The sequence below is a fragment of the Pseudomonas sp. GW456-E7 genome (genome assembly GCF_059424105.1).
Genome location: NZ_JBWKZB010000008.1, coordinates 109098 through 134352, shown reverse-complemented (window position 1 = coordinate 134352; position 25255 = coordinate 109098). Strand labels below are relative to the sequence as shown.

Sequence of the window (25255 nt, the reverse complement as noted above, 5' to 3'; positions counted from 1 at the left end):
GGACACGGAGTTGAGGGCGCTTCGCCAGGGGATGCCCGACTTGCCATTCAGTTTTGAAGACTACGTACTCGATCAGGAACGCCGGGAGCTGACCCAGCGCGGGCAAGTCGTGGCCGTCGGACCGCAGGTCTTCGACCTGTTGCTGCTGTTCGTCAACAATCCCGACCGCGTCGTCAGCAAGGACGAATTGCTCAAGGCGGTGTGGGGCGACCGGATCGTTTCGGAATCGACCATCACCAGCCACATCAATGCCGTGCGCAAGGCCATCGGCGATACCGGTGAGGAGCAGCGCCTGGTACGCACCGTCGCCCGCAAAGGCTACCGCTTCGTTGGCCGGATCAATGGCGACTCGACCGGACAAGCGCGACAGCCCGAGAGCGATGAACACCCGACCGCCGCCCCGAAGCCAACCCCCTCCCCGGCGCTGGTCCTGCCGGAAAAACCCTCGATCACCGTCCTGCCCTTCCAGAACCTGAGCGGCGATCCGGAGCAGGAATACTTCGCCGACGGCGTCGTGGAGGACATCATCGCCGCCCTGTCCCGTCTTCGCTGGCTGTTCGTCATCGCACGCAATTCGAGCTTCACCTACAAGGGCCAGACGGTGGACGCCCAAGGCGTTGGCCAGGCGCTGGGCGTGCGCTACGTGCTCGAAGGCAGCGTGCGCAAGAGCGGGAACAAGCTGCGCATTACCGGGCAACTGATCGACGCGACAAGCGGTACGCACCTCTGGGCCGAGCGCTTCGAAGGCCTGCTGGACGATATCTTCGAGCTGCAGGACCAAATCACCGAAAGCGTCGTCGGCGCGATCGCGCCACAACTGGAGCGGGCAGAAATCGAACGCGCCAAGCGCAAGCCGACGGATAGCCTGGACGCCTACGACTACTACCTGCGGGGCATGGCAAAACTGCACAGCGGCGGCCGGGAAGCCATCGAGCAGGCCCTGCCGATGTTCTACCAGGCCATCGAGCTCGATGGGGAATTTGCCTCGGCCTATGGTATGGCTGCCTGGTGCCACTTCTGGCGCAAGCTCAATGGCTGGATGGGCGATCGGCCTGCAGAAATCGCCGAGGGCATACGGCTGGCGCGGCAGGCGGTGACCCTCGGCCGCGATGATGCCGTCGCGTTGACCCGGGGCGGACATGCGCTGGCCCACCTCGCCGGCGAAGTCGACGGCGGCATTGCACTGCTCGATCGGGCACGCCTGCTCAATCCCAACCTCGCCCCCGCCTGGTTTCTCGGCGGTATCCTGCGGGCACTGCGCGGTGAAACGGACGCGGCCATCGAGCACCTGAACCATGCCGTTCGCTTGAGCCCGCTGGACCCGGAAATGTTCAGGATGCAGGTCGGCATGGCGCTCGCGCATTTCTTCGCCGGGGACTTCGATGCCGCTGCGGCCTGGGCGGACAAGGCACTGGGCAACCTGCCCAGCCTGCTGGTCGCCGCGGCACTGGTGGCGGCCAGTCACGCGCTCGGTGGTCGAATGGACAAAGCGAATCTGGCGATGCAACGCCTGCTAGCGCTGGATCCCTCTTTGCGCCTGTGCGCCCTCAAGGACTGGCTGCCCATTCAACGGCCTGAGGATTTCGCCCGTTTCGTCGATGGATTGCGCCTGGCGGGATTGCCGGAGTAAACGCGCCCACCCTTGACCTGTAGGAGCGAGCCTGCTCGCGATGGTCGTCAACGATGACGCGGGTTACCTGATTAAACGCGGTGTCCTCAAGTCCATCGCGAGCAAGCTCGCTCCTACAATAGTTGCACATTGCTACGGTAGGCTAAGCTTTGAGCAACTCGTTGCTCATGATGCTCGGTTCTGCAGGTTTTGGTGTTTCTGGAGAGCGTCTGCAACAGCGATCTCAGACTGGCCAAAACCTTTCACGCAGGATTGCCGTGATGACCGAGCCCCTCCTCAGCTTTGATGCACTCAAACGCGCCGCTGCCGCCGGCGAAATCGACACCGTGCTGGTCTGCATGGTCGACATGCAGGGACGCCTGGTTGGCAAGCGCTTCCAGGTCGAGTTTTTCATCGACAGCGGCCACGAAGAAACCCATTGCTGCAACTACCTGTTGGCCGACGACATCGACATGGAGCCGGTGCCGGGTTACGCCGCGGCCAGCTGGAGCAAGGGCTACGGCGATTTCGTGCTCAAGCCCGACATGTCCACCCTGCGGCGCGTGCCCTGGCTTGAGTGCACGGCGCTGGTGCTGTGCGACGTGCTCGATCATCACCATCGCCAGGACCTGCCCCACAGTCCGCGGGCAATTCTGAAAAAGCAGGTCGAGCGTCTGCGCGAGCGCGGCTATACCGGCATGTTTGCCTCGGAACTCGAGTTCTATCTGTTCGATGAGAGCTACGAGGCGATCCACAAGCGCAATTATCACAAACCGAAAACCGCCGGCCATTACATCGAGGACTACAACATCCTCCAGACCACCCGCGAAGAGCCGGTGCTGCGGGCGATTCGCAAGCATCTGCAGGCCTCGGGCATTCCCGTGGAAAACTCCAAGGGCGAATGGGGCCCGGGCCAGGAAGAGATCAACATCCGCTACGCCGATGCCATGACCATGGCCGACCACCACGTCATCATCAAGCACGCCTGCAAAGAGATCGCGCAGTTGCAGGGCAAGGCGATCACCTTCATGGCCAAGTGGCGTTACGACGCCGCCGGTTCCAGCAGTCACATCCATAATTCGCTGTGGGACAAGAACGCGAAGAAGCCGCTGTTCTTCGACGCGAAAGCCGAGTTCGGCATGTCGAAACTGATGCGTGCCTGGGTTGCCGGGCAGCTCAAGTACGCCAACGACATCACCTGTTTTCTCGCGCCCTACATCAACTCCTACAAGCGCTTCCAGGCCGGCACCTTTGCGCCGACGCGGGCGGTGTGGAGCCGCGACAATCGCACCGCGGGCTTTCGCTTGTGCGCCGAAGGCAGCAAGTCGATCCGCATCGAATGCCGCATCGGCGGCGCCGACCTCAACCCCTATCTGGCCTTCGCCGCGTTGATCGCGGCGGGTCTGGCTGGCATCGACGAAAAGCTCGATCTCGTCCCGCCATTCGAAGGGGATGCCTACCAGGACGAGCATTTGCCGGAAGTGTCCAAGACCCTGCGCGATGCGAGCGCCGCCCTCAAGGCCTCCGCCATGTTGCGCGAGGCGTTCGGCGATGAGGTGGTCGACCATTACGTGCACACCGCCGAGTGGGAACAGAAAGAGTACGACCGGCGAATCACCGACTGGGAACTGCAGCGCGGCTTCGAGCGCTATTGAGAACATCATGACTGCGAAGGTGCAATTGATCTCCCCGGTCGATGGCCGGGTGTACGTCGAACGAGAGATGGCCGATGCCGCGCAGGTCGAGCAGGCGCTGAACGCCGCTGCCAGCGCCCAGGCGGCATGGCAACGCCGCTCACTGAGCGAACGCGCAGCATTGTGCAGCGCCGCAGTGGACGCGATGTTGTCGATGCAGGCGGACATCGTGCCGGAACTGGCCTGGCAGATGGGTCGCCCGGTGCGCTATGGCGCCGGCGAACTGCGGGGATTTGCCGAACGCGCCCGGCACATGATCGCCATCGCGCCGCAAGCGCTGGCCGATATAGAGCCGGAGCCTGTGGCGGGTTTTCGACGCTACATCAAACGCGAGCCGCTGGGCACGGTGCTGGTGGTCGCGCCGTGGAACTACCCCTATTTGACCGCGGTGAACACGATCATCCCGGCGCTGATGGCCGGCAACAGCGTGATCCTCAAGCATGCGTCGCAGACGCTGCTGGTGGGCGAGCGTTTCGCCGAGGCCATGCGCCGCGCCCATCTGCCGGATGGCCTGTTCCACAACCTGCTGCTCGATCATCGGCAGACCGCCGCGATCATTGATTCGGGTCGGGTACAGCAGGTCAACTTCACCGGTTCAGTCGATGCCGGCAAGGCCATGGAAAGCGCCGCCACGGGACGCTTCATCGGCGTGGGCCTGGAGCTCGGCGGCAAGGATCCGGCCTACGTGCGGGCTGACGCCAACCTCGAGCATGCGGTGGAGAACCTGGTGGACGGCAGTTTCTTCAATTCCGGGCAGAGTTGCTGCGCGGTGGAACGCATCTACGTCGACCAGAAAATCTTCCCGGTGTTTGTCGAGCGCTTCGCCGAACTGACCCGCCAGTACGTGCTGGGCAACCCGCTGGACGAAGCCACCACCCTCGGTCCGATGGTGACACCGGGCGCCGCATTTTTCGTGCGTGGCCAGATCGCCGAAGCACTGGCCCAGGGCGCGACGGCGCTGATCGATCCGCAGGCCTTCAGCGCCGACGTGCCGGGCAGCGCCTACCTCGCGCCGCAGGTCCTGGTCGATGTCAGCCATCAAATGTCGGTCATGCGCGATGAAAGTTTTGGCCCGGTGGTCGGCATCATGCCGGTGGCCAGCGATGACGAGGCCATCGCCTTGATGAACGACAGTGAGTTCGGGCTCAGCGCGTCCATCTGGACCCGGGACCTCGCAGCGGCCGAACGCCTGGGCAACCAGGTCGCCACCGGCACGCTGTTCATGAACCGCTGCGATTACCTGGACCCGGCGCTGGCCTGGACCGGCGTGAAGAACAGCGGGCGCGGCGTCACCCTGTCGCCACTGGGCTACGAGCACCTGACCCGGGCCAAATCCTTTCATCTGCGTCACGAGGTGTAGACCATGAACCTGACAGGAAACTGGAACTACCCCACGAGCGTTCGTTTCGGTGTCGGGCGCATTGCCGAGCTGGCCGATGTCTGTCGCAGCCAGGGGATCCAGCGACCCTTGCTGGTCACCGACAGCGGCCTGGCGCGCGCGCCGATCACCACGTCGGCACTGGACGCGCTGCGCGCCGCCGGCCTGGGTGTGGCGTTGTTCTGTGACCTCAAGCCCAACCCGGTCGAAGCCAACCTGGCCGGCGGGCTCGACGCCTGGCGTGCCGGCAAACATGACGGTGTGATCGCCTTCGGCGGCGGCAGTGGCCTGGACATGGGCAAGCTGATTGCCTTCATGAGCGGCCAGACGCGCCCGGTCTGGGACTTCGAAGACATCGGCGACTATTGGACCCGCGCCGACGACAGCCGCATCGCCCCGGTCATTGCCGTGCCGACCACGGCCGGGACCGGCTCGGAAGTCGGGCGTGCGGCGGTGATCATCGACGAGCGCACCCACACCAAACGCATCATCTTCCACCCGAAAATGATGCCGCGCGTGGTCATCAGTGACCCCGCCCTCACCGTCGGCATGCCAGCCAAAGTCACCGCCGGCACGGGCATGGACGCGTTATCCCATTGCCTGGAAGCCTACTGCGCCCCCGGTTTTCATCCCCTGGCCGATGGCATTGCGGTGGAAGGCATGCGCCTGGTGGCCAACGCCCTGGTGAAAGCGGTACACACGCCGTCGGACCTCGAGGCGCGCGCGCAAATGCTTGCGGCGGCGGCCATGGGCGCCACGGCATTCCAGAAAGGCCTGGGCGGGATGCATGCGCTCTCCCATCCGGTGGGTGCGCTGTACGACACCCATCACGGCATGACCAACGCCACTTTCATGCCCTATGTCCTGCAATTCAATCGCACGGCCATCGAGGAGCGCATCACTCGCCTGGCGGCGTACCTGCGTCTGCCCTCGCCGGGGTTCGACAGTTTCCTGGCCTTCGTCCTCAAGCTGCGCAAGGACATCGGCGTGCCCCATACCCTGGTTGAACTGGGCGTGGATGACCGGCAGGCCGACCTGATTGCGGACATGGCGATTGTCGACCCCTCGGCCGGCGGCAACCCGCTGCCTTTGACCCGGGACGGCGTGGCAAAGATTTTCGACGCGGCACTTCACGGCCGTCTGTAGGAGCGAGCCTGCTCGCGATGGACGTCAACGATGACGCGGGGAGCCTGACACCCCGCGTCATTCTCAAGTCCATCGCGAGCAGGCTCGCTCCTACAGAAAACCAAGGTCGAGCCTACGGCGGCTCAGTTCGGCCTGTCCAATACCTGAAAAGGGGCACACAACAATGAACCCAACAAGCCAGCCGGGCACCGAAACCCACGACGATGACGTCAAGGTGCTGCACAGCATGGGCTACGCCCAGCAACTCTCACGACGAATGGGGGTTTTCTCCAACTTCGCCATTTCCTTTTCGATCATCTGCATCCTCTCCGGTGGCATCAACTCACTGGCCCAGGGCACCTCGGGCGCCGGTGGCATATCCATCGGCATCGGCTGGCCGATCGGCTGCCTGATCTCCGGAGTATTCGCCATGGCCATGGCGCAGATTTCCTCGGCCTACCCCACCGCCGGCGGCCTGTACCACTGGGGCTCGATCCTCGGTAACCGCTTCACCGGCTGGCTGACCGCGTGGTTCAACCTGCTGGGACTGGTCACGGTGCTGGGCGCGATCAACGTCGGTACCTATTACTTCTTTTTCGGTGCCTTCGGACCGGCACTGGGCATGGAGGACACGACCACGGTCAGGGTGATTTTCCTGGCAATCCTCACGGGCCTGCAGGCCTTGTGCAACCACTTGGGTATCGGCCTGACCGCCAAGCTCACCGATTTCTCCGGCTACCTGATCTTCGCCACGGCGCTGGCGCTGACCATCGTCTGCCTGATCTCGGCACCCAGCTATGAATTCGCGCGGTTGTGGACCTTTGGCAACTATTCCGGCGAAGCGGGCGGCAACGTCTGGCCGCAAGTCTCGAACGGCTGGGTTTTCATGCTCGGCCTGCTGTTGCCGATCTACACCATCACCGGCTATGACGCCTCGGCGCATACCTCCGAGGAAACCCGCAACGCGGCCATGTCGGTGCCCCGCGGCATGGTCATGTCGGTGGTCTGGTCGTTGCTGTTCGGCTGGCTGATGCTCAGCGCGTTCGTGCTGATGCTGCCGAACATGGACGAGGCGGCCAAGCAAGGCTGGAACGTGTTTTTCTGGGCCATGAACACCCAGGTCAACCCGACCTTGAAACTGGTGCTTTTCGTGGCGATTTTCATCTCGCAGGTGCTCTGCGGACTGGCCACCGTCACCTCGGTTTCGCGCATGATCTTCGCCTTCTCCCGGGACGGTGGCCTGCCCTGCTCCAAAGCCCTGTCCTCCGTCTCGCCGACCTTTCGCAGCCCGGTGGCGGCCATCTGGACCGGTGCCACCCTTGCCGTCCTGTTCGACTGGGGCTCGTCGGTGATCTCGGTCGGGGCAACGCCGGTCTATACGATCGTGGTGTCCTGCACGGTGATCTTCCTGTTCTTCTCCTTCGCCATTCCCATCGTGCTCGGCCTGTTTACCTACGGAACATCGAAGTGGCCGACCATGGGGCCATGGAACATGGGACGATTCTGGTACTCGGTGTTCGCCATCCTCTCGATCCTGTCGATGATCATCATATTCGTCATCGGCATCCAGCCACCGAACGATTGGGCGCTGTACATCACCATCGGTTTCCTGGTGCTGACCGCCATCGTCTGGTTCGGTTTTGAAGCCCGGCGCTTCCAGGGCCCACCGGTGGGCGACATGATCGTCAAGCGCCAGGCTGAAATTGCCGCGGCGGAAGCGGCGTTGAACAAACAAGCCGGGGCTTGATGGCCGCTGCGTGCATTTAGTCCAGTCCTGAAACAGGTTCACGCCTGCTTCAGGACCAAAAAACGTACAGCGCCACTGTGTCGATCGCGATTGCGCCGACAAATCCACATCTAAAAAAGGAAGCGTCCTACATACAAGCTATTTCACAAGCGACTTAATTGCCGCCTTTGGGTTTCCCCAGGAGCATGGATGCGCAGGTCCTGGGGTGACCACGGGTTGCTTATGCCGCAGGAAGCTTGTTAATGGAACTGACAAAAATATCCTCGCCACAGAACCGGCGTCTGATCAGGTTCACCTCCCCGATTGCGAACCAGCAGGAGCTGCTGCTCGAGCACTTTTCCGGCGCCGAGGGCTTGTCGACACTATTCAGTTTCGAGCTGTCGCTGATCAGTCAGGATGCGCGACTGGAACTCAAGTCGTTAATGGGGCAACCGGCGTCACTCGAGATTGAATTGGCGACCGGCGAGGCGCGTTACATTCACGGCTACATCAGTCGATTCAGCCTGCAGAACAGTGACGGCGGCCTGGCTTACTATTCGGCCACCTTGAGCCCCTGGCTGTGGATGCTGTCGCGACGCGTCGACTCGCGGATCTTTCAAGAGCAGAGCATCGAAGACATCCTGCGCACGGTGTTCGCCCACTATGGCGTGCTGCCCAGGTTCGAGTTCCGCCTGGAGCAGCCGCTCAAGTCCCACAGCTACATCACGCAATACCGCGAGAGCGATCTGGATTTCGTCCTGCGCCTGCTGGAACGTGAGGGCTTGTTGTTCTACTTCGAGCATACGAAGCAAGAACACCGCCTGATCATCACCGACCATTCCCGCCACCTTGAGCCGCTGGCCGGGCAACCGCGGATCCGCTACCACAGCGCGGCGGTCACCGAGACTGCCGACTCGATCACCCGATGGAGCAGCCATCGGGTTCTGCAGTCCGGCAAGATGGCCATCCGGACGTTCGACTACCGGCAACCGCGCAATCCGCTGCCGGTCAGCATGCCCAGCCTCAACGTCCAGGGTGATGTGCCAGCCTACGAGATCTACGACTTTCCCGGTCATTACAGCCACGGTATGCCTGCAGATGGCGAAGCGCTGGTGCGGCATCGACTCGAAGCCCTGGAGGTACAGGGCAAGACGTTTGAGGGCGCCAGCAACTGTCGCGCCATGCTGCCGGGCTACACCTTCGAACTGACCCAACACTTCGATCACGATGCTGATCCCGTGGATGATCGTCAGTTCCTCCTGCTCAAGGTGGAGCACCAGGGCCGCAACAACTACCTGACGGATCAACCGGCGAGCTACGACAACAGTTTCGTCTGCATCCGCCACAAGATTGCCTTTCGCCCACCGATCATTACGCCAAGGCCGACGATTTCCGGGCCACTCACCGCCATTGTGGTGGGCCCGGAAGGTGAGGAGGTTTTCACCGACGAGCTGGCGCGCGTGCAAGTGCGCTTTCATTGGCAGCGGGCGCAGGACCCCGCCCAGGGCACGACCTGGCTAAGGGTCGCCATGCCCAGTGGCGGCGCCGGCTTCGGCCATCAGTTTTTGCCGCGCATCGGTCAGGAAGTGCTGGTGACCTTCCTCGGCGGCGACATCGACCGCCCCCTGGTGACGTCGGTGCTCTACAACGCCGACCATTTTCCGCCGCACTTCAGTAACGCCACGGGGTTGCCGGGCAATCGAACCTTATCCGGGATCCAGACCCGGGAACATCAGGGCCAGGGCTTCAACGAACTGCTCTTCGACGATACACCCGGCGCGTTGCGCACCCGACTGGGCACGACCCATCAGGCCACCGCGCTGAACCTGGGCAAGCTTGTCACGCCGCGAACCGACGGGCAGGCCCAGGCACGCGGCCAGGGCGCCGAACTGCGCAGCGATGCCGCGATTGCCCTGCGGGCGGCCCAAGGGCTGTTGTTGACCACCTACGCTCGCCACGATGCCCAGGGCTCACAGCTGGACCGCGAAGAACTGCTCAAGCTGTTGGCCGAGTGCGGCGAACTGTTCCAGGCCCTCGGCCAGACCGCCGCTGCCCGTGGCAGCCCGAAGATCGACACCCTGGGCATCGAGGCGTTGCGACAGTCGTTGAGTCAATGGCCTGAACCGACCAGCAACAGTCCGGGCGATCCGGTGGTCGCGGTGGCGGCTGAAGCCGGCATTGCCAGCGCCACACCGCGCTCGCAGGTGCATTACGCCGGAGAAAACCATGACACCACCGCCCAGGATCATTTGCAGCTGAGCAGCGGCGCGGCCATGCGCCTGCAAGCCGGCAAAGGCATCAGCGCATTCGCCCAGGACGACGGCATCAGCGCCATCGCCAATCGCGGCAAGGTGCTGGTGCAGGCCCAGGACGACGACATGGTGCTCAATGCGCAAAAGAACCTGCACCTGTCGGCAGCCGAAGGCGAAGTGCTCATCACCGCCCCCACCATCCGCCTGGTGGCCGATGACGGCAGCTACATCAGGATCGGTAGCGGGGTCGAGATCGGAACGCAGGGCAAGGCCGTTGTGCATGCCGGCGAGCATGACTGGGTGGGGCCCAAGACCGACAGTGCTGCCGTTCCTGTTTTCGGTCGGGACGGCGCGGACCAACGGCATCGACTGCACTACGAAGGTGATCCAGCCGCAATTGTTCAAGGTCAACCCTACAAAATCGCCCTGGAAGACGGCAGCCTCGTGCAAGGCATCACGGGTACTGATGGACTAACCGAGTTGCTCCAGAGAACAGAGATGCAGCTCGCCAATCTCGAGGTTTTTCGCAACTCATCCCACCAGGTAGCGAACCCGGGCTCGAACAGTACCGGGGCGGACGCATCAGGCCCTTTTGACCCCAGCATCGGACCAGACACCCGTACCGACGGCAGCTAAGGAAAGTGTCGACCCAGTGATCGACGACAGGAACATGATTTCAAAAGGATATGGAAAGCATGAGCTATACGGACAACACAGTGATCGCCACCGGCACGAGTCGTTTGCTGCCCAATAGATCCACGGATCGCAATACTGCTGTGCCGCGAGACCTGCCAGGCGTGGTGATTTTCCTGCACGGCGTGAATGACCCCGGGGCATCCTATGAGTCGGTGGAAATCGGGTTGTGCCAGGGGGTTAACGAGCGGCTGGATCGGCCGGATTTGAAGGCGGGGCGGTATGGGGCCAAGTACAACCAGGCTAACAGTACGCCCAGGAAGGCGTGGAAGGACAACGAAGGGCAAATACTCGACGATCCGGATACTTACCTCTACCAGCGCGACACCGAGGCCCCCAAGACCCGCAGCCTGTTGATTCCGTTTTATTGGGGCTACCGGGCCGAACCCGGCGAAATCAAACGCGATAAAAATGGCGATCCGGCCCGGTTGCGCGATCAATTCCTGGACAGGTTCGACAATCGTCTGGACCGCCATTTTGCCAAAGGCGGCGGATTTTTCGCTAACGCCACCAACAATTTGCTGGGGATGTACGAAGAAGGGTTCGGCAAATGGCTGCGCCATTGGGTTCAACCCACCATGCCTAACTCCCTGTACATGGGCAAGGCGCCGCATCGGCGGTATTTCGTGCTGGCCGCGACCCGGCTGGCGATGCTGGTCAGCGAGATCCGCCGCGTCTCACCCGACGAGACCATCACCATCATGGGGCACAGCCAGGGCACGCTGATCACCTTGCTCGCCCAGGCCATGCTGGTGGATCGCGGTGAACGCTGTGCCGACTGCGCAATCATGGTGGCCTCGCCCTATTCGGTACTGCCGGACGCGACGCCGAAAAATATGCGAACCCTGCAGACCCTGATCGACATCGTGCAACACACCACTCAATCCCCCCATACGCAACCACCCCTCAGTGCCGTGCGCTGTGGCGTACCGGGTTATGGCGGTCGCACGGGGCCGCGCTGGTCACCCGAACAAGGCCAGCGCCTGGGCGCTGACGGGAACACCCTGGTGTTTCCCGAGCGCGACAACCGCGGCAAGGTTTACCTGTATTTCTGCCCGGACGACACCACCGTAGCGCTGGATGATGTGCAAGGCATCGGCACTTACGGCGTGCCGGACGAACTGCCCGATGGCCAGCCGGCCATGACCGCGCTGCAGTCCATGCGCTTCTACCAGCGCCTGTGGACCAAGCGCCTGCGTGACGGCGAGCCGGTACTGGTTGGCAAACCGCCGCAAGCGGACCTCACCCGTGCAGAAGGCGAGCCGCGCTATCCCGGTGGCGGCTCGGTCGCAGCGATAGCCTCGCAAACAGGGATCCGTGAAGGCCAGGAACGCACCATCAATGCCGAACAACTGCACCCACCCCATGCACCGCAGATGTTTGGCGGCGAAGCCGTGACGGGGTCTACCCATCAGACCGGAAAGGATCGACCGGATGCGGTGTCGCAAAACGCTGCATTGGGCAACCCCGGTGCCACTTTCAAATGGATTTACGTGACCAAGAGTGACAAGCGACTCGACCTGGACGATGGACTTGTTCGCTGGAATCACGGCAAAGAGCCCGACGACCAGACCCGGGCCCTGCGCCAGACGCCAGTGTCCGGCAACCCGATGCTCAATCGTAAGGACCACTACCGCATCTACCGTGAGGAAACCCCTAACGAAATCCGTGCACGCATGCAGGTTGACCAGAAGGAATGGACTGACAACAGCTATCACTCGGCTGTATTGCGCAGCCCGGAGAACCATCGCTGGGTGACGGCGATGGACATTGCGATTGGGCAGGCCAGGTGTCTGGATGATCCGGTGATGCGGGAGGTGTTGGTGGCGATTGCGGATTGGAAGATGGACAAAAAGCGGTTCGATAAAGTCATGAACATGGAAGGCTGGGCACAACTGAGTGAAAAGGCTCAAACATTAGTGGAGGCCAGTTATTTGTATTACGACGAGGGTGAGTTCCCCTCGATAGACTTGGTGTCGTTGACGCCGCCAAGTTTGGTTTTGCCTGTTCCGAGAAAAGGAATGTCTCAATGAGAGATCGCCGGCAGGACAAATCACAGCGGCCGAAGCTGAAAGGCTATCTCTGGACTACGGGGATACTGACAGCTATTTGGCTTGGTTTTTTACTTGTCATCATCTACACAGCACAGGCTGAAAACGGGGAGTTGGGGGATATGAGCACCGTGATGCTTAAGGGAATAGCAAGTATTTTCGGTGCGTTAGTGTTGACCTACAGCGGGCACTGGTTTGGTAAGGCGGTAACTTACGAAGAAGCAGAACTCAAGGCCTACAAATCAAAAATTATGGCCGAGAGAGCCGAGCACAATGCGACCCAGAAGCGCACTTATGCATTGGAAATACGGGGAGTTGGACTCGCAGTCGACAATTGGCATCAATCTTCAATTTGGCGAGAAATCAAAAAGACCAACAACAATTTCACTTCGATCTATTCACGAGACCCCAAGGATTACGACACTTCCGTGAACTCTCGAGAGATCACAGCGAGAATCAACACCCGTGTCGCGTTCAAGCATTCAGCTAGTGACTCGGTGGCCTATTGGCCGATCCCGGTGTTTGCGATAGCGCCACCCAAACAACCTGAAGACACGGGCGCCGCCGCAAATATTCTGGGTGGACGCAATGCCGCTACCTTGGGTGTCACGCTGTTCCTCTGGCAGGACGCGGACAACACCACCCATGCCCAAAGCATAATCGAGCGGCTGTACAAGTTCTTTGATGACAATCCACAGGTACCGCAAGCATTGATTGTGAGCGAGGATGGTGATGTGACCCGAAGTGGTCTTCGCGTGGCCGGCACACCAGGTCTACAAGATGTCCATGCCGTGCCAACGGTGTACGAAAGTATGACTGGTCTACTGCTCACCCGGTCAGATCGGGTAGACCGCTACATCCGCCCCTTTGCCACCCACGATTCCGAGGACAACCAGAACACAAACACCGACATGGGCAAGTTGTGGGCGTTTTACTGGAAACATTCGCCGCTATTTAGAAATGTATATAAAGAAGCCAAACGTGCCGAGGGGATCAAGAATCCCTACGGCCCCGGCACCATGTCCTCCACCTACTGGCAATCCCAACTCCCCAGCCTCTGGCAAACCCTGAGCAACCGAGGGCCCGGTTATTTCGAACCCTCCGCATGGCTGCCGGTGCGCTGGGCCGAGCATCAAGTCAAGGAGTTCGATAAAGCCCCGGTGTTGGGCTACCTGCACCGCCCGATCAAAGTCCTGATGCACGACGACAACGGCAAACCGCTCAAACCCGCGCTACAGGCCAAGGCCCTGCAAGCAGGCTGGCTGCAGGCACTGGAAACCCTGCCCAACAGTGAAAAACCGGCGCGGGTGTTTTACGACAGCACCGACAACACCCCTGGCGAGATCGCCCTGACCATCGCACTGCACAGCCTGAACAGCGATGGAACCGGCCTCGAGCTGGGCAATGTCGACGAGGGCTACGACATCGGCCGACGCCTGGGCAACACCGGCGTCAGTAGCGCCCTGGTCGAAATCAACCTGGCCACGATTGCCAGCTATCAGGAGGGTGGTGTCAGCGCGGTGGTGTACACCGGCGAAGACGGCAGTGTCACCGTGCAAATGGTCCGCCCGCCAGACGAGGCCCGCAAAGCGAAGAACCAGCAAACCCACGGCGCCGATCCGTTCAGATTTCGTATGCCGGGAAACAAACCATGAGCCCTCCCATTTGCCTGGGTGACGCCACCAGCAGCGGTGGCACCGTGGTTTCCTGCCAGCTCGAAGGCACGCATACCCTCAATGGAAAAACCCCGGCGGTGTTGGGCGACAAGGCTTCCTGTCCGCTGCATCTGGGCGAGTTTGCCTTCGTCGAAGGGCATTCGCGCCGGCGTATGAACGGCATTCCGGTGGTATTGCAAGGCCATCTCCTGGCCTGCGGTTGTCATGGCGTGGCGAGCCATGCTTTGAACGTACGGGTTATCTGACGTGGAACTTCGTGTCATCAACCCGGTACTGCGCTGGGGTATCGCCGCTATTCTGGGGCCCTTGCTGCTGATTTTCAGCGCTCACTGGTGGGGCAAAGCCGTGGCCAGTGAAAAGGCGGGGCTTGCCGCCTATAAAGCCAACGTCATCGCGCAAATCAACGAGCAGCAAGCCACGCAAGTACGGACTTATGCATTGGAAATCCGCGGGGTAGGACTTGGGATCTACCAGGATCACCAATCGGAAATCTGGCAGTTCATCAAGAAGAAAAATAACAACTTTGCGTCGATTTACTCACGAGACCCCAAGGATTATACGGACTCACTGGACTCCCGAAGGATCAGCAGAGATATCAAGATCCGTGTCGCCTTTAAGCATTCAGCAGGCGAGTCAGTCGCGTATTGGCCAATCCCGGTGTTTGCGCTAGGTCCCCCAGACCCTTATGAGAAAGGCTACCGGGCCGCCGGCTTGATCAATTCAGGCCGTAATGCGGCGACATTGGGGGTTACCCAGTTTCTCTGGCAGGACGATGAAAGCACCACCCATGCACAAGGCATGATCGAGCGGCTGTTTCAGTTTTTTGACGATAACCCCCAAGTTCCACAGGCGCTGATCGCGAGTCGGGACGGTGACGTGACGCGGGATGTCTATCGCAAGCCTGGTACCCCGGGGTTGCAGAACGGCCACGTCGTTCCCACGGTGTACGAAAGCATGACCGGGCTGCTGGTCACTCGCTCGGATCGGGTGGATCGGTACATTCGCCGTTATGCCACTCACGAGCGTGAGGACAACCAAAACAAAAACACTGATCTGGGCAAACTTTGGGCATATTACTGGAAGCATTCCCGTGAATTTCGAGATGTGTACGAAGAGGCGGAGCGTGCCAAGGGTTTTGCAAACCCCGATGCCCCCGGCACCATGTCCACCGCCTACTGGCAATCCCAACTCCCCACCCTCTGGCAAACCATCAGCAACCGCGGGCCAGGAGAGTTCGAACCCTCCCCATGGCTACCCATCCGCTGGGCCCAACACCAGGTCAAAGAGTTCGACGCCGCGCCAGTGCTGGGTTACTTGCACCGACCAATCAAGGTCTCGATGCAGGATGAACACGGCCAGCGGCTGAAACCGGCCTTGCAGGCCAAAGCCCTGCAGGCAGGCTGGCTACAGGCCCTGGAGACGTTACCCAAAGGGCAAAAGCCGGTCCGCGTGTTCTATGACACCACCGACAACCGGGACGCTGAAATTGCCCTGACCATGGCCTTGCACGGCCTGAATACGGACGGCCATGGGATCGAACTGGGCAATGTCGATGAGGGTTACGACATCGGTCGGCGTCTGGGCAATACCGGGGTCAGTGGGGCATTGGTGGAAATCAACCTGGCGACCATTGCCAGTTACCTGGACGGCGGAGCCAGCGCGGTGGTCTACGCCGGCCAGGATGGCAGCCTGACGGTACAGATGATCCGCCCGCCAGACGAGGCGCGCAAAGCGAAGAACCGCGAGAACCGAGGTGCCGACCCGTTCAAGTTCGGCGCCCCTAACGGCGGCGTACCCAGAACATGAGCCATCCCATTTGCCTGGGCGACACCACCAGCAGCGGTGGCACCGTGGTTTCCTGCCAGCTCGAAGGCACGCATACCCTCAATGGAAAAACCCCGGCGGTGTTGGGCGACAAGGCTTCCTGCCCACTGCATCTGGGCGAGTTTGCCTTCGTCGAAGGGCATCCGCGCCGGCGTATGAACGGCATTCCGGTGGTATTGCAAGGCCATCTCCTGGCCTGCGGTTGTCATGGCGTGGCGAGTACTGCTCAGAATGTGCAGGTGGTTTAGACCGAAACTCCGGGCTGTTTCATTGTTGCAGGGCCGCTGGTGGCTCGCAGCGTGAAGCCCGGTCTCATGAGCCTAATGCTGCTCACTTAAGGACAAACACCGTATCTGTGGCGAGGGAGCTTGTCGGATCGCCGCACCGTCCCGCTGGGGCGCGAAGCGGCCCCTTCTTTTCCCTAAAGAGCAGGGGACTGCTGCGCAGTCCAGCGGGAGCAAGCTCCCTCGCCACAGGTTATTTATTGCTCGCTCTATCTCTTAAGTGAACAGCATTAGGCCTCATGAGCAGGCTGATGATCTATCCTGTGCCTCCCCCCGATTTCACCCCGGAGACACCTGTGCCCGCCCTCACCGCCCGCGAGGTTTACCAGCCGTTGCGCGATGCCGCCCAGGGTATTCGCACCTTCAAGCGAGTCGATGAATACTGCACGTCGAACCTTGTACAGGTCGACATCGACGGCTGGCGCCTGACGCTCGATGTCGACGCCGGTCACTTGCGCCACTGCCTGCACGGCCAATGCCCCGATGGCCGCGAGTATGCGTTCGACAGCGGGCAGCGTTTCGGCACCGACCCGGTGAGTTTGCTCAGCACCTGGGAACTGGCGCAGATTGAGCGGTTGCTGGCCTGAATCATTCGCAACCTGTCGTTCCCTGGCCGCACTTGTGATACACAAGCGGGAGTGATTTCTGCGTCCAAGGAGATTCCGTCCATGCCCCGTTCCCCACGCCTTTCGCACTGGCTGGCCTGCGCCCTGCTCGGTTTGTTCGCCGGCGGTGCCCAGGCCGGCACGACGCCCCCGGCACCCGATGCCCTGCAACCCTTGCTGGCGACGATGAATGAGCGCTTGTACATCAGTGAGCTGGTGGCGCTGACCAAGTGGGACAGCGGCAAACCGGTCCAGGACAATGCCCGGGAAGCGCAAGTCATCGCCAACGCGCGCCAGCAGGCGGACCAGCGCAAGCTCGACCCCGACGATGTCGCCGACCTGATCACCGCCCAGATCGAAGCCAGCAAACTGGTGCAATACGGCCGGCTCGCGCAATGGCAAGCGGCGCACGAGGCACCGGACACGCCACGACCGGACCTCAATAACGACATCCGGCCCAAGCTCGACACTCTGCAAAACCAGCTGCTCACGCAGTACGCGGCGTTCCTGCCCTACCGCAATGACCCGAACTGCCCGCAATGGCTGGCCACCGAACGCTCGGCGCTGATCAAGGATTACTTGCATGGCCAGGCGATGATTCGTGCGACCGGGGAGCTGTGTATTGCGGGGCGATAACGTCATATGAGCCGGGTTGAAACCCTCGCCAAAATTTTGCTCGGCCCATTGCTGCTGATGCAGGGCCTGTACACGCGACGGGTGACACCGAGGCTGCCGGAAGCCGAAGGCGAACGCCAGGGCGAGGCCGGTAGCGGCGATGTTCTGCGCTTGTTGATTGTCGGCGACAGCGCTGCGGCGGGGGTGGGTGCGGCGACTCAAGGCGAGGCGCTCAGCGGTCGGCTGGTCGAGCGCCTGGCCGAGGATTATCAGGTGTCGTGGAAACTCTGGGCGCGCACCGGCCTGGATTCGCAAGGGTTGCTGGAGCTGCTCGAACAGCACGCCCCCGAGCCGTTCGATGTGGCGCTGTTGTCGATTGGCGTCAACGATGTCACCAGCTCACTTACCCTGGATCAGTGGCTCGCTCGGCAACAGCGATTGATGGCGCTGTTGTGCGACAAGTTTGCGGTGAAGCAGGTTGTGGTGTCGCCGCTTCCGCCGATGCACCTGTTCCCCGCCCTGCCCCAGCCGCTGCGCTGGTTTCTGGGGTTCAGGGCGCGTCGTTTCAATGCACGGCTTGCGGATCTGGCCGCCGGCGTGGATCAATGCACGATGCTGACCACCCCGCTGGCGCCCGAACCGGGCTTGATGGCCAGCGACGGTTTTCATCCGGGGCCGATGCTTTATCGTCAATGGGCCGACGATGCCGCCAGGGTTATCGACCAACGCTTTCGCACCACAACAATAAAAACAGGAGTTGAAGATGTCTGAGCTGAACCTGAACCCCAATGTCGCCGCGTCCCTGAAGCAGTGGCACGCGATGCTCGGCAACCGCGACTTGAGCGCCTTGCCCGAATTGCTCGATCCGCAGGCGGTGTTCCGCTCGCCGATGGCGCACACGCCGTATCCGGGGGCGCCGGTGGTGTCGATGATCCTCAACACGGTCATGAACGTGTTCGAGGACTTTGCCTATCACCGCGAGCTGGCGACGGCGGATGGCTTGAACGTGATTCTCGAATTCAGCGCCAGGGTCGGCGAGAAAGAGCTCAAGGGCATCGACATGATCCGCTTCAACGAACAGGGCAGGATTGTCGAGTTTGAAGTGATGGTGCGACCGCTGAGTGGCTTGCAGGCGTTGGGTGAGGAAATGGGGCGGCGCCTCGGGGCTTATCTGAAGGCCAGTAAGGCCTGAGTCAGCAAATTACCCTGTGGGAGCGGGCTTGCTCGCGAAGGCGGTGAACCAGTCGATAGAGATGTTGACTGACACTCCGCTTTCGCGAGCAAGCCCGCTCCCACAGGTGTTGTGTACAGCCTGGAGGCTTTACACCATCGGCTGATGACTGGTCACGCAGTGAATGCCGCCACCGCCCGCGGAGATCGCGTCGATGTCGAGCTGCACCACCTTGCGGTCCGGGTAGAGTTCGGACAGTAGGTCGAAGGCCTTGGCATCCGCTTGCTTGTCACCGAATTGCGGCGCAATGATCGCGCCATTGATCACGAAGTAGTTGATGTAGCCGGCGGCGAAGTCCGGGTTGTCCTTGCTGAACCGGCTGTTGCGCGGGTTGAGCGGTGGCGAAACGGTATGCACCTGCAACTTGCGGCCATCGGCATCCGTGGCGTTCTCCAGGATCTGCAGATGGGCGCGAGTGACCTTGTAGTCGTAGGACTCGGGGTCGTTGTCGAGGTTGGCGATCACCACCCCGGGCTTGACGAAGCGCGCATAGAAGTCGACATGGGCGTCGGTGATGTCCTTGCCCTTGATGCCCGGCAGCCAGATGATTTTGCGCAGGCCCAGGCGTTCCTTCAGCTCCGCTTCGACCTCGGCCTTGCTCCAGTCGGGGTTGCGATTGCGGTTGATCCAGCTGCTTTCGGTCATGATCCCGGTGCCGTGGCCGTCCACTTCGATGCCACCGCCCTCGCCCACCAGTTCGCTGCGCAGATAGTCCGCCTTGGCGTTTTCCGCGACCAGAGCGGCCAATTGCGCATCGTCCTCATGCTGCTGTTTGTTGCCCCAGCCGTTGAAGTTGAAGTCCACGGCGCCGAGGTTGCCGTTGTCATCGACGACAAAATTGGCGCCGATGTCGCGCATCCAGATGTCGTCCAGTTCGGTGATCACGAAGGTGGTGTTGCGGCTGCCGCATTTGGCTTCGGCCAGGCGCCTTTCGCTTTGGCGACAGAACACCGTGACCGGCTCGTACTCGGCGATACTGCGGGCGATCCGGCCAAGGGCGTCTTGCACGTGGGGCGTGAAGTCCTCCCAGATCGCAGCCTGTGCGCCGAAGGCGATGAAGGCCCGCTGGTGTTTTTCACCTTCATCGGGCATGTACCAGTTGCCTTTGCCGGCCGCGCGCACCGGCAGAGCGGCAAAGCCCACTCCCATGGACGCCACTGCGCCCAGTCCGGCGATGACCGATACCTGCTTGATGAATGTTCGACGTGTCGGCATGTGTGTTCCTGAAATCCGGGGTTTGGCCGGCCCGCGGGCCGACCGGTGATCAATTGACGGTAGCGGTCTTGAACTTGGTCCAGGTGCGCATGCGTGCACGCATGTCGGCCTGGGGAATGTCCTTGCCGGGAATCAGCCGCGCGTAGGTGGCTTCATCGATGTAGATGTCCGGGTTGTTGCGCATCGCGGCATCGACGTCCGGCCGCGCCTTTGCGTTGGAGGTCGGGTAGCCGGTGAAGTTGCTGATGGCCGCCATGTTTTGCGGGCGCATCACGAAGTTGATGAAAGCGTAGGCGTATTCCGGGTGCCGGGCGTCGACGGGAATGGCCATGGTGTCCATCCACACCGTGGTGCCTTCGCGGGGAATGCGGTAGTGGAAGGTGGTTTTCTTGCCGGCGCTGTCGGCCGTGCGCTGCGCCTGGGTCATGTCGCCGCTGTAGCCGAGGGACATGCACAGGTTGCCGTTGACCAGATCGGTCACCGGTTGCGACTGGAATTTGCGCACGTACGGTCGCATCTTCATCAACAACTCACTGGCCGCCGCCAGGTCCGCCGGTTTGCCGCTGCGCGGGTCGCGGCCGAGGTAGTTGAGCACCACCGCCAGCACTTCGTCCGGCGAGTCGATCATCGAGATGCCGCAATCGGCAAACTTCGCCGCCAGCTCCGGCTTGAACAGCATGTCCAGGCTGTTGACCGGTGCGTCCGGCGCACGCTGGGCGACCTGTTCGGCGTTGTAGGTCAGGCCGATGGTGCCCCAGGTGTAGGGAACCGTGGCTTTGCTCGAATGCTCATAGTGCGAGCGCAGCTTCTGCAACCCGGGCTCGACGTCGTTCAAGGCGCTGATTCTGGACTGATCCAGCGGTTGCAGGCTGCCGGCGCGCATCAGGCGTTCGGCCACGGTATCACCGGGGAAGATCAGGTCGTAGCCACTGCCGCCGGCGAGCATCTTGGCTTCCAGGGTTTCACTGCCGTCCATGACATCGTAGATCACCTTGATCCCGGTTTCGGCGGTGAACCTGCTCAGGGTGTCCTCGGCAAAATAGTCGGCCCAGTTGTACAGCCGCAGGGTTTTCTCCTCGGCATGCAACGCAGGCACCGCACAGGTCAGCGCCAGGCCCATGGCCAGGCACAGCTTGTTGATCGTATTCATGTCACACCCCTTGGGTTGCCCAGCGTGAGTGGATCTGACGACCGTCCTGGGTCAGCAAGGCGCCGTACATGTCCGGACGGCGGTCGCGGTAGATGCCCCAGGTCAGGCGGTCTTCGCGCATGGCCGCCAGGTCCAGGGTGTGGACGAGCACGCCGGTGCTGTCGCGGTCGGCTTCGGCGAGCAACTTGCCCTTGTGATTGCAGATGAATGACGAGCCATAGAAGCTCATTTGCAGTGTCGGGTCGGTGGTCGCCGCTTCCCGGCCGACACGGTTGGCCGCTACCACGGGCAGCAGGTTGGCGGCGGCGTGGCCGCGCATGGTCATCTGCCAGTGATCGCGGGAATCGAGCGTGGCGCAGCCAGGCTCCGAGCCGATGGCGGTCGGAAACAGCAGCACTTCGGCGCCCATCAAGGCCAGGCAGCGGGCGGTCTCGGGGAACCACTGGTCCCAGCAGATGCCCAGGCCGATGCGCCCGAACGCGGTGTCCCAGACCCGGAACCCGCTGTCGCCGGGGCTGAAGTATTCCTTCTCCTGATAGCCGATGGCGTTGGGGATGTGGGTCTTGCGATACACGCCCAACAGGCGTCCGTCGGCGTCGGCCACGCTCAACGAATTGAAGTAGGCATTGCCGGCCTTCTCGTACCAGCTCAGCGGCAGCACCACGCCCAACTCTTTTGCCAATGCGGCAAAGCGCTTGAGCACGTGGCTGTCGCGATATTCCTCGGCCAGCGCCAGGTGCTTGTGGTGTTGCTCGATGCAGAAGTACGGCGTGGCGAACAGCTCCTGCAACAGGATGACCTGCGCGCCCTTGGCCGCGGCCTCGCGGACCAGTTGCTCGGCCTGGTCGAGGTTGTGTTTCAGGTCCCAGGTGCAGGGCATTTGTGTGGTGGCGATGGTCAACAGTGTCATGGCATCAACCCCGCACCGGCCAGGCCGGCTGTTGCTGGGTGATGCAATGCACACCGCCGCCGCCATGGGCCAGATGGTTGATCCGCACCGGCACCACTTCGCGACCGGGGAACGCCTGCGCCAGCACTTCGGCAGCGACCTTGTCGGCATCGATGCCGTAGGCCGGCATGATGATCGCGCCGTTGGCGATGTAGAAATTGGTGTAGGAGGCGCAGAACACTTCGGCCTCGGTGTCCACCGCGTCGGTGGCTTCATAGAGTTCGATCAGCTCGAACTGGCGGCCCTGGGCATCGGTGGCCAGTTCAAGGGCGCGACGGTTCTCCCGGGCGACTTCGGCGTACACCGATTGTTTGTCGTGGGTGGCGTCCACCAGCAACACGCCAGGACGGGCGAAGGCGCACACACCATCGACGTGGCCATCGGTCATGTCGCCGGTCACGTAGTCCGGATCGCCCGGCAGCCAGATGGTTTTCTTCACGCCCAGCAGGCGGGTGAAGATCTCTTCGATCTCGGCCTTGGTCACACCCGGGTTGCGGTTAGGGTTGAGCAGCACCGACTCGGTGGTGATCAGCGTGCCCTCGCCGTCCACATGAATGGCACCCCCCTCATTGCTCAGCGCCGTGCCGAAACACTCCAGGCCCAGATGGTTGAGCGCGCGGCGGGCCAGGCTTTCGTCCAGATCGTGGGCCGATTTGCCGCCCCACGCATTGAAGCGCCAGCTCACACCGGCCAGGCCTTGCTGCGGGTGGCAGACGAAGCTCGGGCCGGAGTCGCGGCACCAGCTGTCGTTGACCGCCAGTTCGATCAACTCGATGTTCGGCCCGCACAAGGCTTTGGCGCTGGCGACCGTTGAAGGATCGACCACCAGTTTCACTGGTTCGAAACGGGCGATGGCGTTGGCCACCCGGGCGAAGTCCTCTTGAACCTGGGGCAGCGTCACCCGCCAGCCCGACTCCCACAGGGTCTTGTTGTGCGGCCAGACCATCCAGGTGGCGGCGTGGGTGACCCATTCGGCCGGCATCGTCCAACCGCTGTTTTGAATACCGTTCTGCTGCATGACAAGTACCTCTGAGTTAAGTCATTGTGTTCAATGAAAACGCCCTTGGCGGTCTTGGCATGCATGCTACGGCTGGTAAAACGGGCAAACAAACGATGGATTTTGCAGGCAACTGATTAGAGGAACTTATCAATATGCTTAAACACTGGCCGCCCCTGAGCACCCTGCGCGGCTTCGAAGCCGCCGCCCGGCTGGGCAGTTTTCACAAGGCCGCCGAAGAGTTGCACCTCACCCAGTCGGCGATCAGCCAGCAGATCCGCAGCCTTGAGGCGTACCTGGAGCAACCGCTGTTCTATCGCAGTGGGCGCAGCGTCAGCCTGACCGATGCCGGTCACGATCTGCTGAGCACCACCCAGGCGTTGTTGCAGCAACTGGCCGTGGGCATTCGCCGGCTGGGGCAATACCAGAAACCCAATCAACTGGTGCTCAACACCACCCCGGCGTTTGCCCGGCACTGGTTGTTGCCACGCCTGGGGGATTTCCGTCGCCAGCATCCGCAGGTCGATCTGTGGATCTTCAGCACCGATGAGGTGCCGGACATGGCCAGCCAGACCATCGACCTGGCGGTGCGCGACGACATCAGTTCCCAGGCCGAGTGCAGTTTCAAGGTGCTGCACGCCGACCGCCTCTATCCGGCGTGTCACCCGAGCCTGTTGGCGCTGCCAACAGAACGGCGCACCACCCTGCATGGCGAGCGGGAAATGGACTGGAGCCACTGGGCGGTGGAATCGGGCATTGATGTGGGACAGATGGATCAGGGGCTGAACTTTTCCGATCCAGGGCTGCTGCTGGACGCCGCCTGCACCGGGCTCGGCATTGCACTGGTGAGCCAGTTGCTGAGTCGGCAGGCGCGGGCCACCGGGCTGTTGCAGCCGATGGTGGAACAAACCATCCGCGGCCCGAACTGGGCGCTGCTGACCCACCGTGACAGCGAGAACACGGCGATGGCGCGCAGCTTCACTCAATGGCTGGTGGAGAACCTGGCCGAGTGATTACTGCGCCGGAAACGTTTGCAGATAGGCCAACAGGTCTTCGATTTTTTCCGGGTCACTGAGGCCCCAGAAGATCATGCGCGTGCCGGGCACCACTTTCTTCGGCGCTTCGAGGTAGGCGATCAGGGTTTCGCGATCCCAGACCAGGTTGGCGGATTTCATCGCGTCGGAATACACGTAGTCCGTGGTGGCGGCGGAGTGGCGACCGATCACGCCATTGAGCTGCGGGCCGAAGAAGGCGCGCGCCGATTCGCCGATCTGATGACAGCCGCTGCAGAGGCGCTTGAACACTTTCTCCCCGGCCTGGACATCGCCCGCCGCCAGGGTGGGAGTGCTGAACAGGCCTGCGCTGAGCGCCAGGGCGAGAGTCAGGGCGGCGATTTTCTTCATGTTGCGGTTCCAGTCTGCGAATGCTCGCTATTGGAACATGACAGCTGAGGATATCCAAAACAGTCAGGTGGGCACGGCCCCTGTAGGAGCGAGCCTGCTCGCGATGAATTCGAAGGCGCCGTGGGGTGTCAGGCTCGCCGCGTTATCGTTGACGACCATCGCGAGCAGGCTCGCTCCTACAGGGGATCTGTGTACTGACTTATTTTTTGCTGTGCGAGGTATTAAGTTCAATCGCCGCCTGAATCAACGCCATCAGCGCCTTTTCATCAATCTGCTCGCCTTCGCGAACATCGATGGCACGTCGGGTATTGCCTTCAAGGCTTGCATTGAACAGCTTCGACGGGTCGTCCAGCGATGCGCCCTTGGCGAAGGTCAGCTTCACCACTTGCTTGTAGGTCTCGCCGGTGCAGAGGATGCCGGCACGGGACCACACCGGCACGCGCCACTTCCACTCTTCGATCACTTCGGGGTCGGCCTGCCGGATGATCTTGCGCAGGCGGGCCAGGGTCACGCCGCGCCAGTCGGCCAGTTCGCGGATTCGCTCGTCGATCAGTGCCGAGGCTTCGTTTGATTCAACCTTGTCCGTTTTCATCACCGTCTGCACCCTCATCATGATGGTTGTGACCGATGAGGGTAGACGCTGTTGGCGGGTTTTCACGGTGAGAAACCAAACCCCGGCGCTGAAGGCCAGGAAGACGGCAGGGACGGTGCGCCGATCCGACAGGCTCCCTCGCCACAATTGTTCATTTGTCATCGAATTGTCATGAAGTGGGCGCCA

21 protein-coding genes and 1 pseudogene are annotated in these 25255 nt (G+C 61.7%); 16 read left to right on the top strand and 6 right to left on the bottom strand.

From position 1 onward, the window contains the following. Positions 1-40: 40 nt before the first annotated feature. The 15 genes and pseudogenes from AC07YV_RS08135 (at position 41) to AC07YV_RS08065 (ending at position 18724) form a co-directional block, all read left to right on the top strand. A complete protein-coding gene (locus AC07YV_RS08135; RefSeq protein ID WP_102699220.1) occupies positions 41-1630 on the top strand; it encodes a winged helix-turn-helix domain-containing tetratricopeptide repeat protein in 1590 nt (529 codons plus the stop codon). A 260-nt stretch (positions 1631-1890) separates the two neighbouring features. Further along, the gene (locus tag AC07YV_RS08130) at positions 1891-3264 is read left to right on the top strand and encodes a glutamine synthetase family protein (protein ID WP_007979256.1); all 1374 of its coding nucleotides are present in this window, start codon (positions 1891-1893) and stop codon (positions 3262-3264) included. Positions 3265-3271: 7 nt separating this feature from the next. After that, positions 3272-4663 carry an aldehyde dehydrogenase family protein gene (locus AC07YV_RS08125; protein ID WP_102699144.1) on the top strand — a complete coding sequence of 464 codons (1392 nt, stop codon included), beginning with the start codon at positions 3272-3274 and terminating at the stop codon, positions 4661-4663. Between the two features lie 3 nt (positions 4664-4666). After that, positions 4667-5827 (top strand): iron-containing alcohol dehydrogenase, encoded by a 1161-nt coding sequence (locus tag AC07YV_RS08120; RefSeq protein ID WP_102699145.1) that lies wholly within the window; start codon positions 4667-4669, stop codon positions 5825-5827. Between the two features lie 163 nt (positions 5828-5990). Continuing rightward, the gene (locus AC07YV_RS08115) at positions 5991-7553 is read left to right on the top strand and encodes an amino acid permease (RefSeq protein WP_102699146.1); all 1563 of its coding nucleotides are present in this window, start codon (positions 5991-5993) and stop codon (positions 7551-7553) included. Between the two features lie 242 nt (positions 7554-7795). Then, positions 7796-10145 (top strand): annotated as a pseudogene (locus tag AC07YV_RS08110) (type VI secretion system Vgr family protein); the annotation flags it as partial. A 334-nt stretch (positions 10146-10479) separates the two neighbouring features. Beyond that, positions 10480-12510, top strand: a complete 2031-nt coding sequence (locus AC07YV_RS08105) for a T6SS effector phospholipase Tle3 domain-containing protein (protein WP_102699221.1) — start codon at positions 10480-10482, stop codon at positions 12508-12510. Next, entirely contained in the window at positions 12507-14183 is a 1677-nt protein-coding gene (locus AC07YV_RS08100; RefSeq protein ID WP_102699147.1) for a type VI lipase adapter Tla3 domain-containing protein, read from the top strand. Before AC07YV_RS08105 ends, AC07YV_RS08100 begins: the two co-directional genes overlap by 4 nt. Next, positions 14180-14449, top strand: a complete 270-nt coding sequence (locus tag AC07YV_RS08095) for a PAAR domain-containing protein (protein WP_102699148.1) — start codon at positions 14180-14182, stop codon at positions 14447-14449. Before AC07YV_RS08100 ends, AC07YV_RS08095 begins: the two co-directional genes overlap by 4 nt. 1 nt (position 14450) lies before the next feature. After that, on the top strand, positions 14451-16010 hold the full coding sequence (locus tag AC07YV_RS08090) for a type VI lipase adapter Tla3 domain-containing protein (protein WP_102699149.1): 1560 nt from the start codon (positions 14451-14453) through the stop codon (positions 16008-16010). Continuing rightward, positions 16007-16276: a PAAR domain-containing protein gene (locus tag AC07YV_RS08085; protein ID WP_102699150.1), complete on the top strand. Its 270-nt coding sequence runs from the start codon at positions 16007-16009 to the stop codon at positions 16274-16276. Before AC07YV_RS08090 ends, AC07YV_RS08085 begins: the two co-directional genes overlap by 4 nt. A 332-nt stretch (positions 16277-16608) precedes the next feature. Beyond that, on the top strand, positions 16609-16899 hold the full coding sequence (locus tag AC07YV_RS08080) for a DUF7693 family protein (RefSeq protein ID WP_494990277.1): 291 nt from the start codon (positions 16609-16611) through the stop codon (positions 16897-16899). 81 nt (positions 16900-16980) lie between these two features. After that, on the top strand, positions 16981-17553 hold the full coding sequence (locus AC07YV_RS08075) for a chorismate mutase (RefSeq protein ID WP_102699152.1): 573 nt from the start codon (positions 16981-16983) through the stop codon (positions 17551-17553). 6 nt (positions 17554-17559) lie between these two features. Beyond that, positions 17560-18303, top strand: a complete 744-nt coding sequence (locus tag AC07YV_RS08070; RefSeq protein WP_102699153.1) for an SGNH/GDSL hydrolase family protein — start codon at positions 17560-17562, stop codon at positions 18301-18303. Beyond that, positions 18296-18724, top strand: a complete 429-nt coding sequence (locus tag AC07YV_RS08065; RefSeq protein WP_102699154.1) for a nuclear transport factor 2 family protein — start codon at positions 18296-18298, stop codon at positions 18722-18724. The genes AC07YV_RS08070 and AC07YV_RS08065 overlap by 8 nt, the downstream gene beginning before the upstream one ends. 129 nt (positions 18725-18853) lie before the next feature. On the opposite strand, the gene AC07YV_RS08060 is transcribed toward AC07YV_RS08065, so the two are convergent. Genes AC07YV_RS08060 through AC07YV_RS08045 form a run of 4 tightly spaced genes read right to left on the bottom strand, consistent with a single transcriptional unit; the run spans position 18854 to position 23095 of the window. Next, the gene (locus AC07YV_RS08060) at positions 18854-19978 is read right to left on the bottom strand and encodes an agmatine deiminase family protein (protein WP_102699155.1); all 1125 of its coding nucleotides are present in this window, start codon (positions 19976-19978) and stop codon (positions 18854-18856) included. Positions 19979-20027: 49 nt separating this feature from the next. Further along, on the bottom strand, positions 20028-21128 hold the full coding sequence (locus tag AC07YV_RS08055) for an extracellular solute-binding protein (RefSeq protein ID WP_102699156.1): 1101 nt from the start codon (positions 21126-21128) through the stop codon (positions 20028-20030). Position 21129: 1 nt separating this feature from the next. Next, positions 21130-22038, bottom strand: coding sequence for an N-carbamoylputrescine amidase (gene aguB / locus AC07YV_RS08050; RefSeq protein ID WP_007980688.1), 909 nt, complete (start codon positions 22036-22038; stop codon positions 21130-21132). Positions 22039-22042: 4 nt separating this feature from the next. Beyond that, entirely contained in the window at positions 22043-23095 is a 1053-nt protein-coding gene (locus AC07YV_RS08045) for an agmatine deiminase family protein (RefSeq protein ID WP_102699157.1), read from the bottom strand. Between the two features lie 134 nt (positions 23096-23229). On the opposite strand from AC07YV_RS08045, the gene AC07YV_RS08040 reads away from it, so the two are divergent. Then, complete coding sequence (locus AC07YV_RS08040; RefSeq protein WP_102699158.1) at positions 23230-24087, top strand: LysR substrate-binding domain-containing protein; 858 nt, start codon at positions 23230-23232, stop codon at positions 24085-24087. Here AC07YV_RS08040 and AC07YV_RS08035 read toward each other — a convergent pair whose 3' ends face one another. Both AC07YV_RS08035 and AC07YV_RS08030 read right to left on the bottom strand, forming a co-directional pair. Continuing rightward, the gene (locus AC07YV_RS08035; protein WP_102699159.1) at positions 24088-24477 is read right to left on the bottom strand and encodes a c-type cytochrome; all 390 of its coding nucleotides are present in this window, start codon (positions 24475-24477) and stop codon (positions 24088-24090) included. Positions 24478-24676: 199 nt separating this feature from the next. After that, a complete protein-coding gene (locus tag AC07YV_RS08030) occupies positions 24677-25069 on the bottom strand; it encodes a DUF1801 domain-containing protein (RefSeq protein ID WP_102699222.1) in 393 nt (130 codons plus the stop codon). Between the last annotated feature and the right edge of the window lie 186 nt (positions 25070-25255).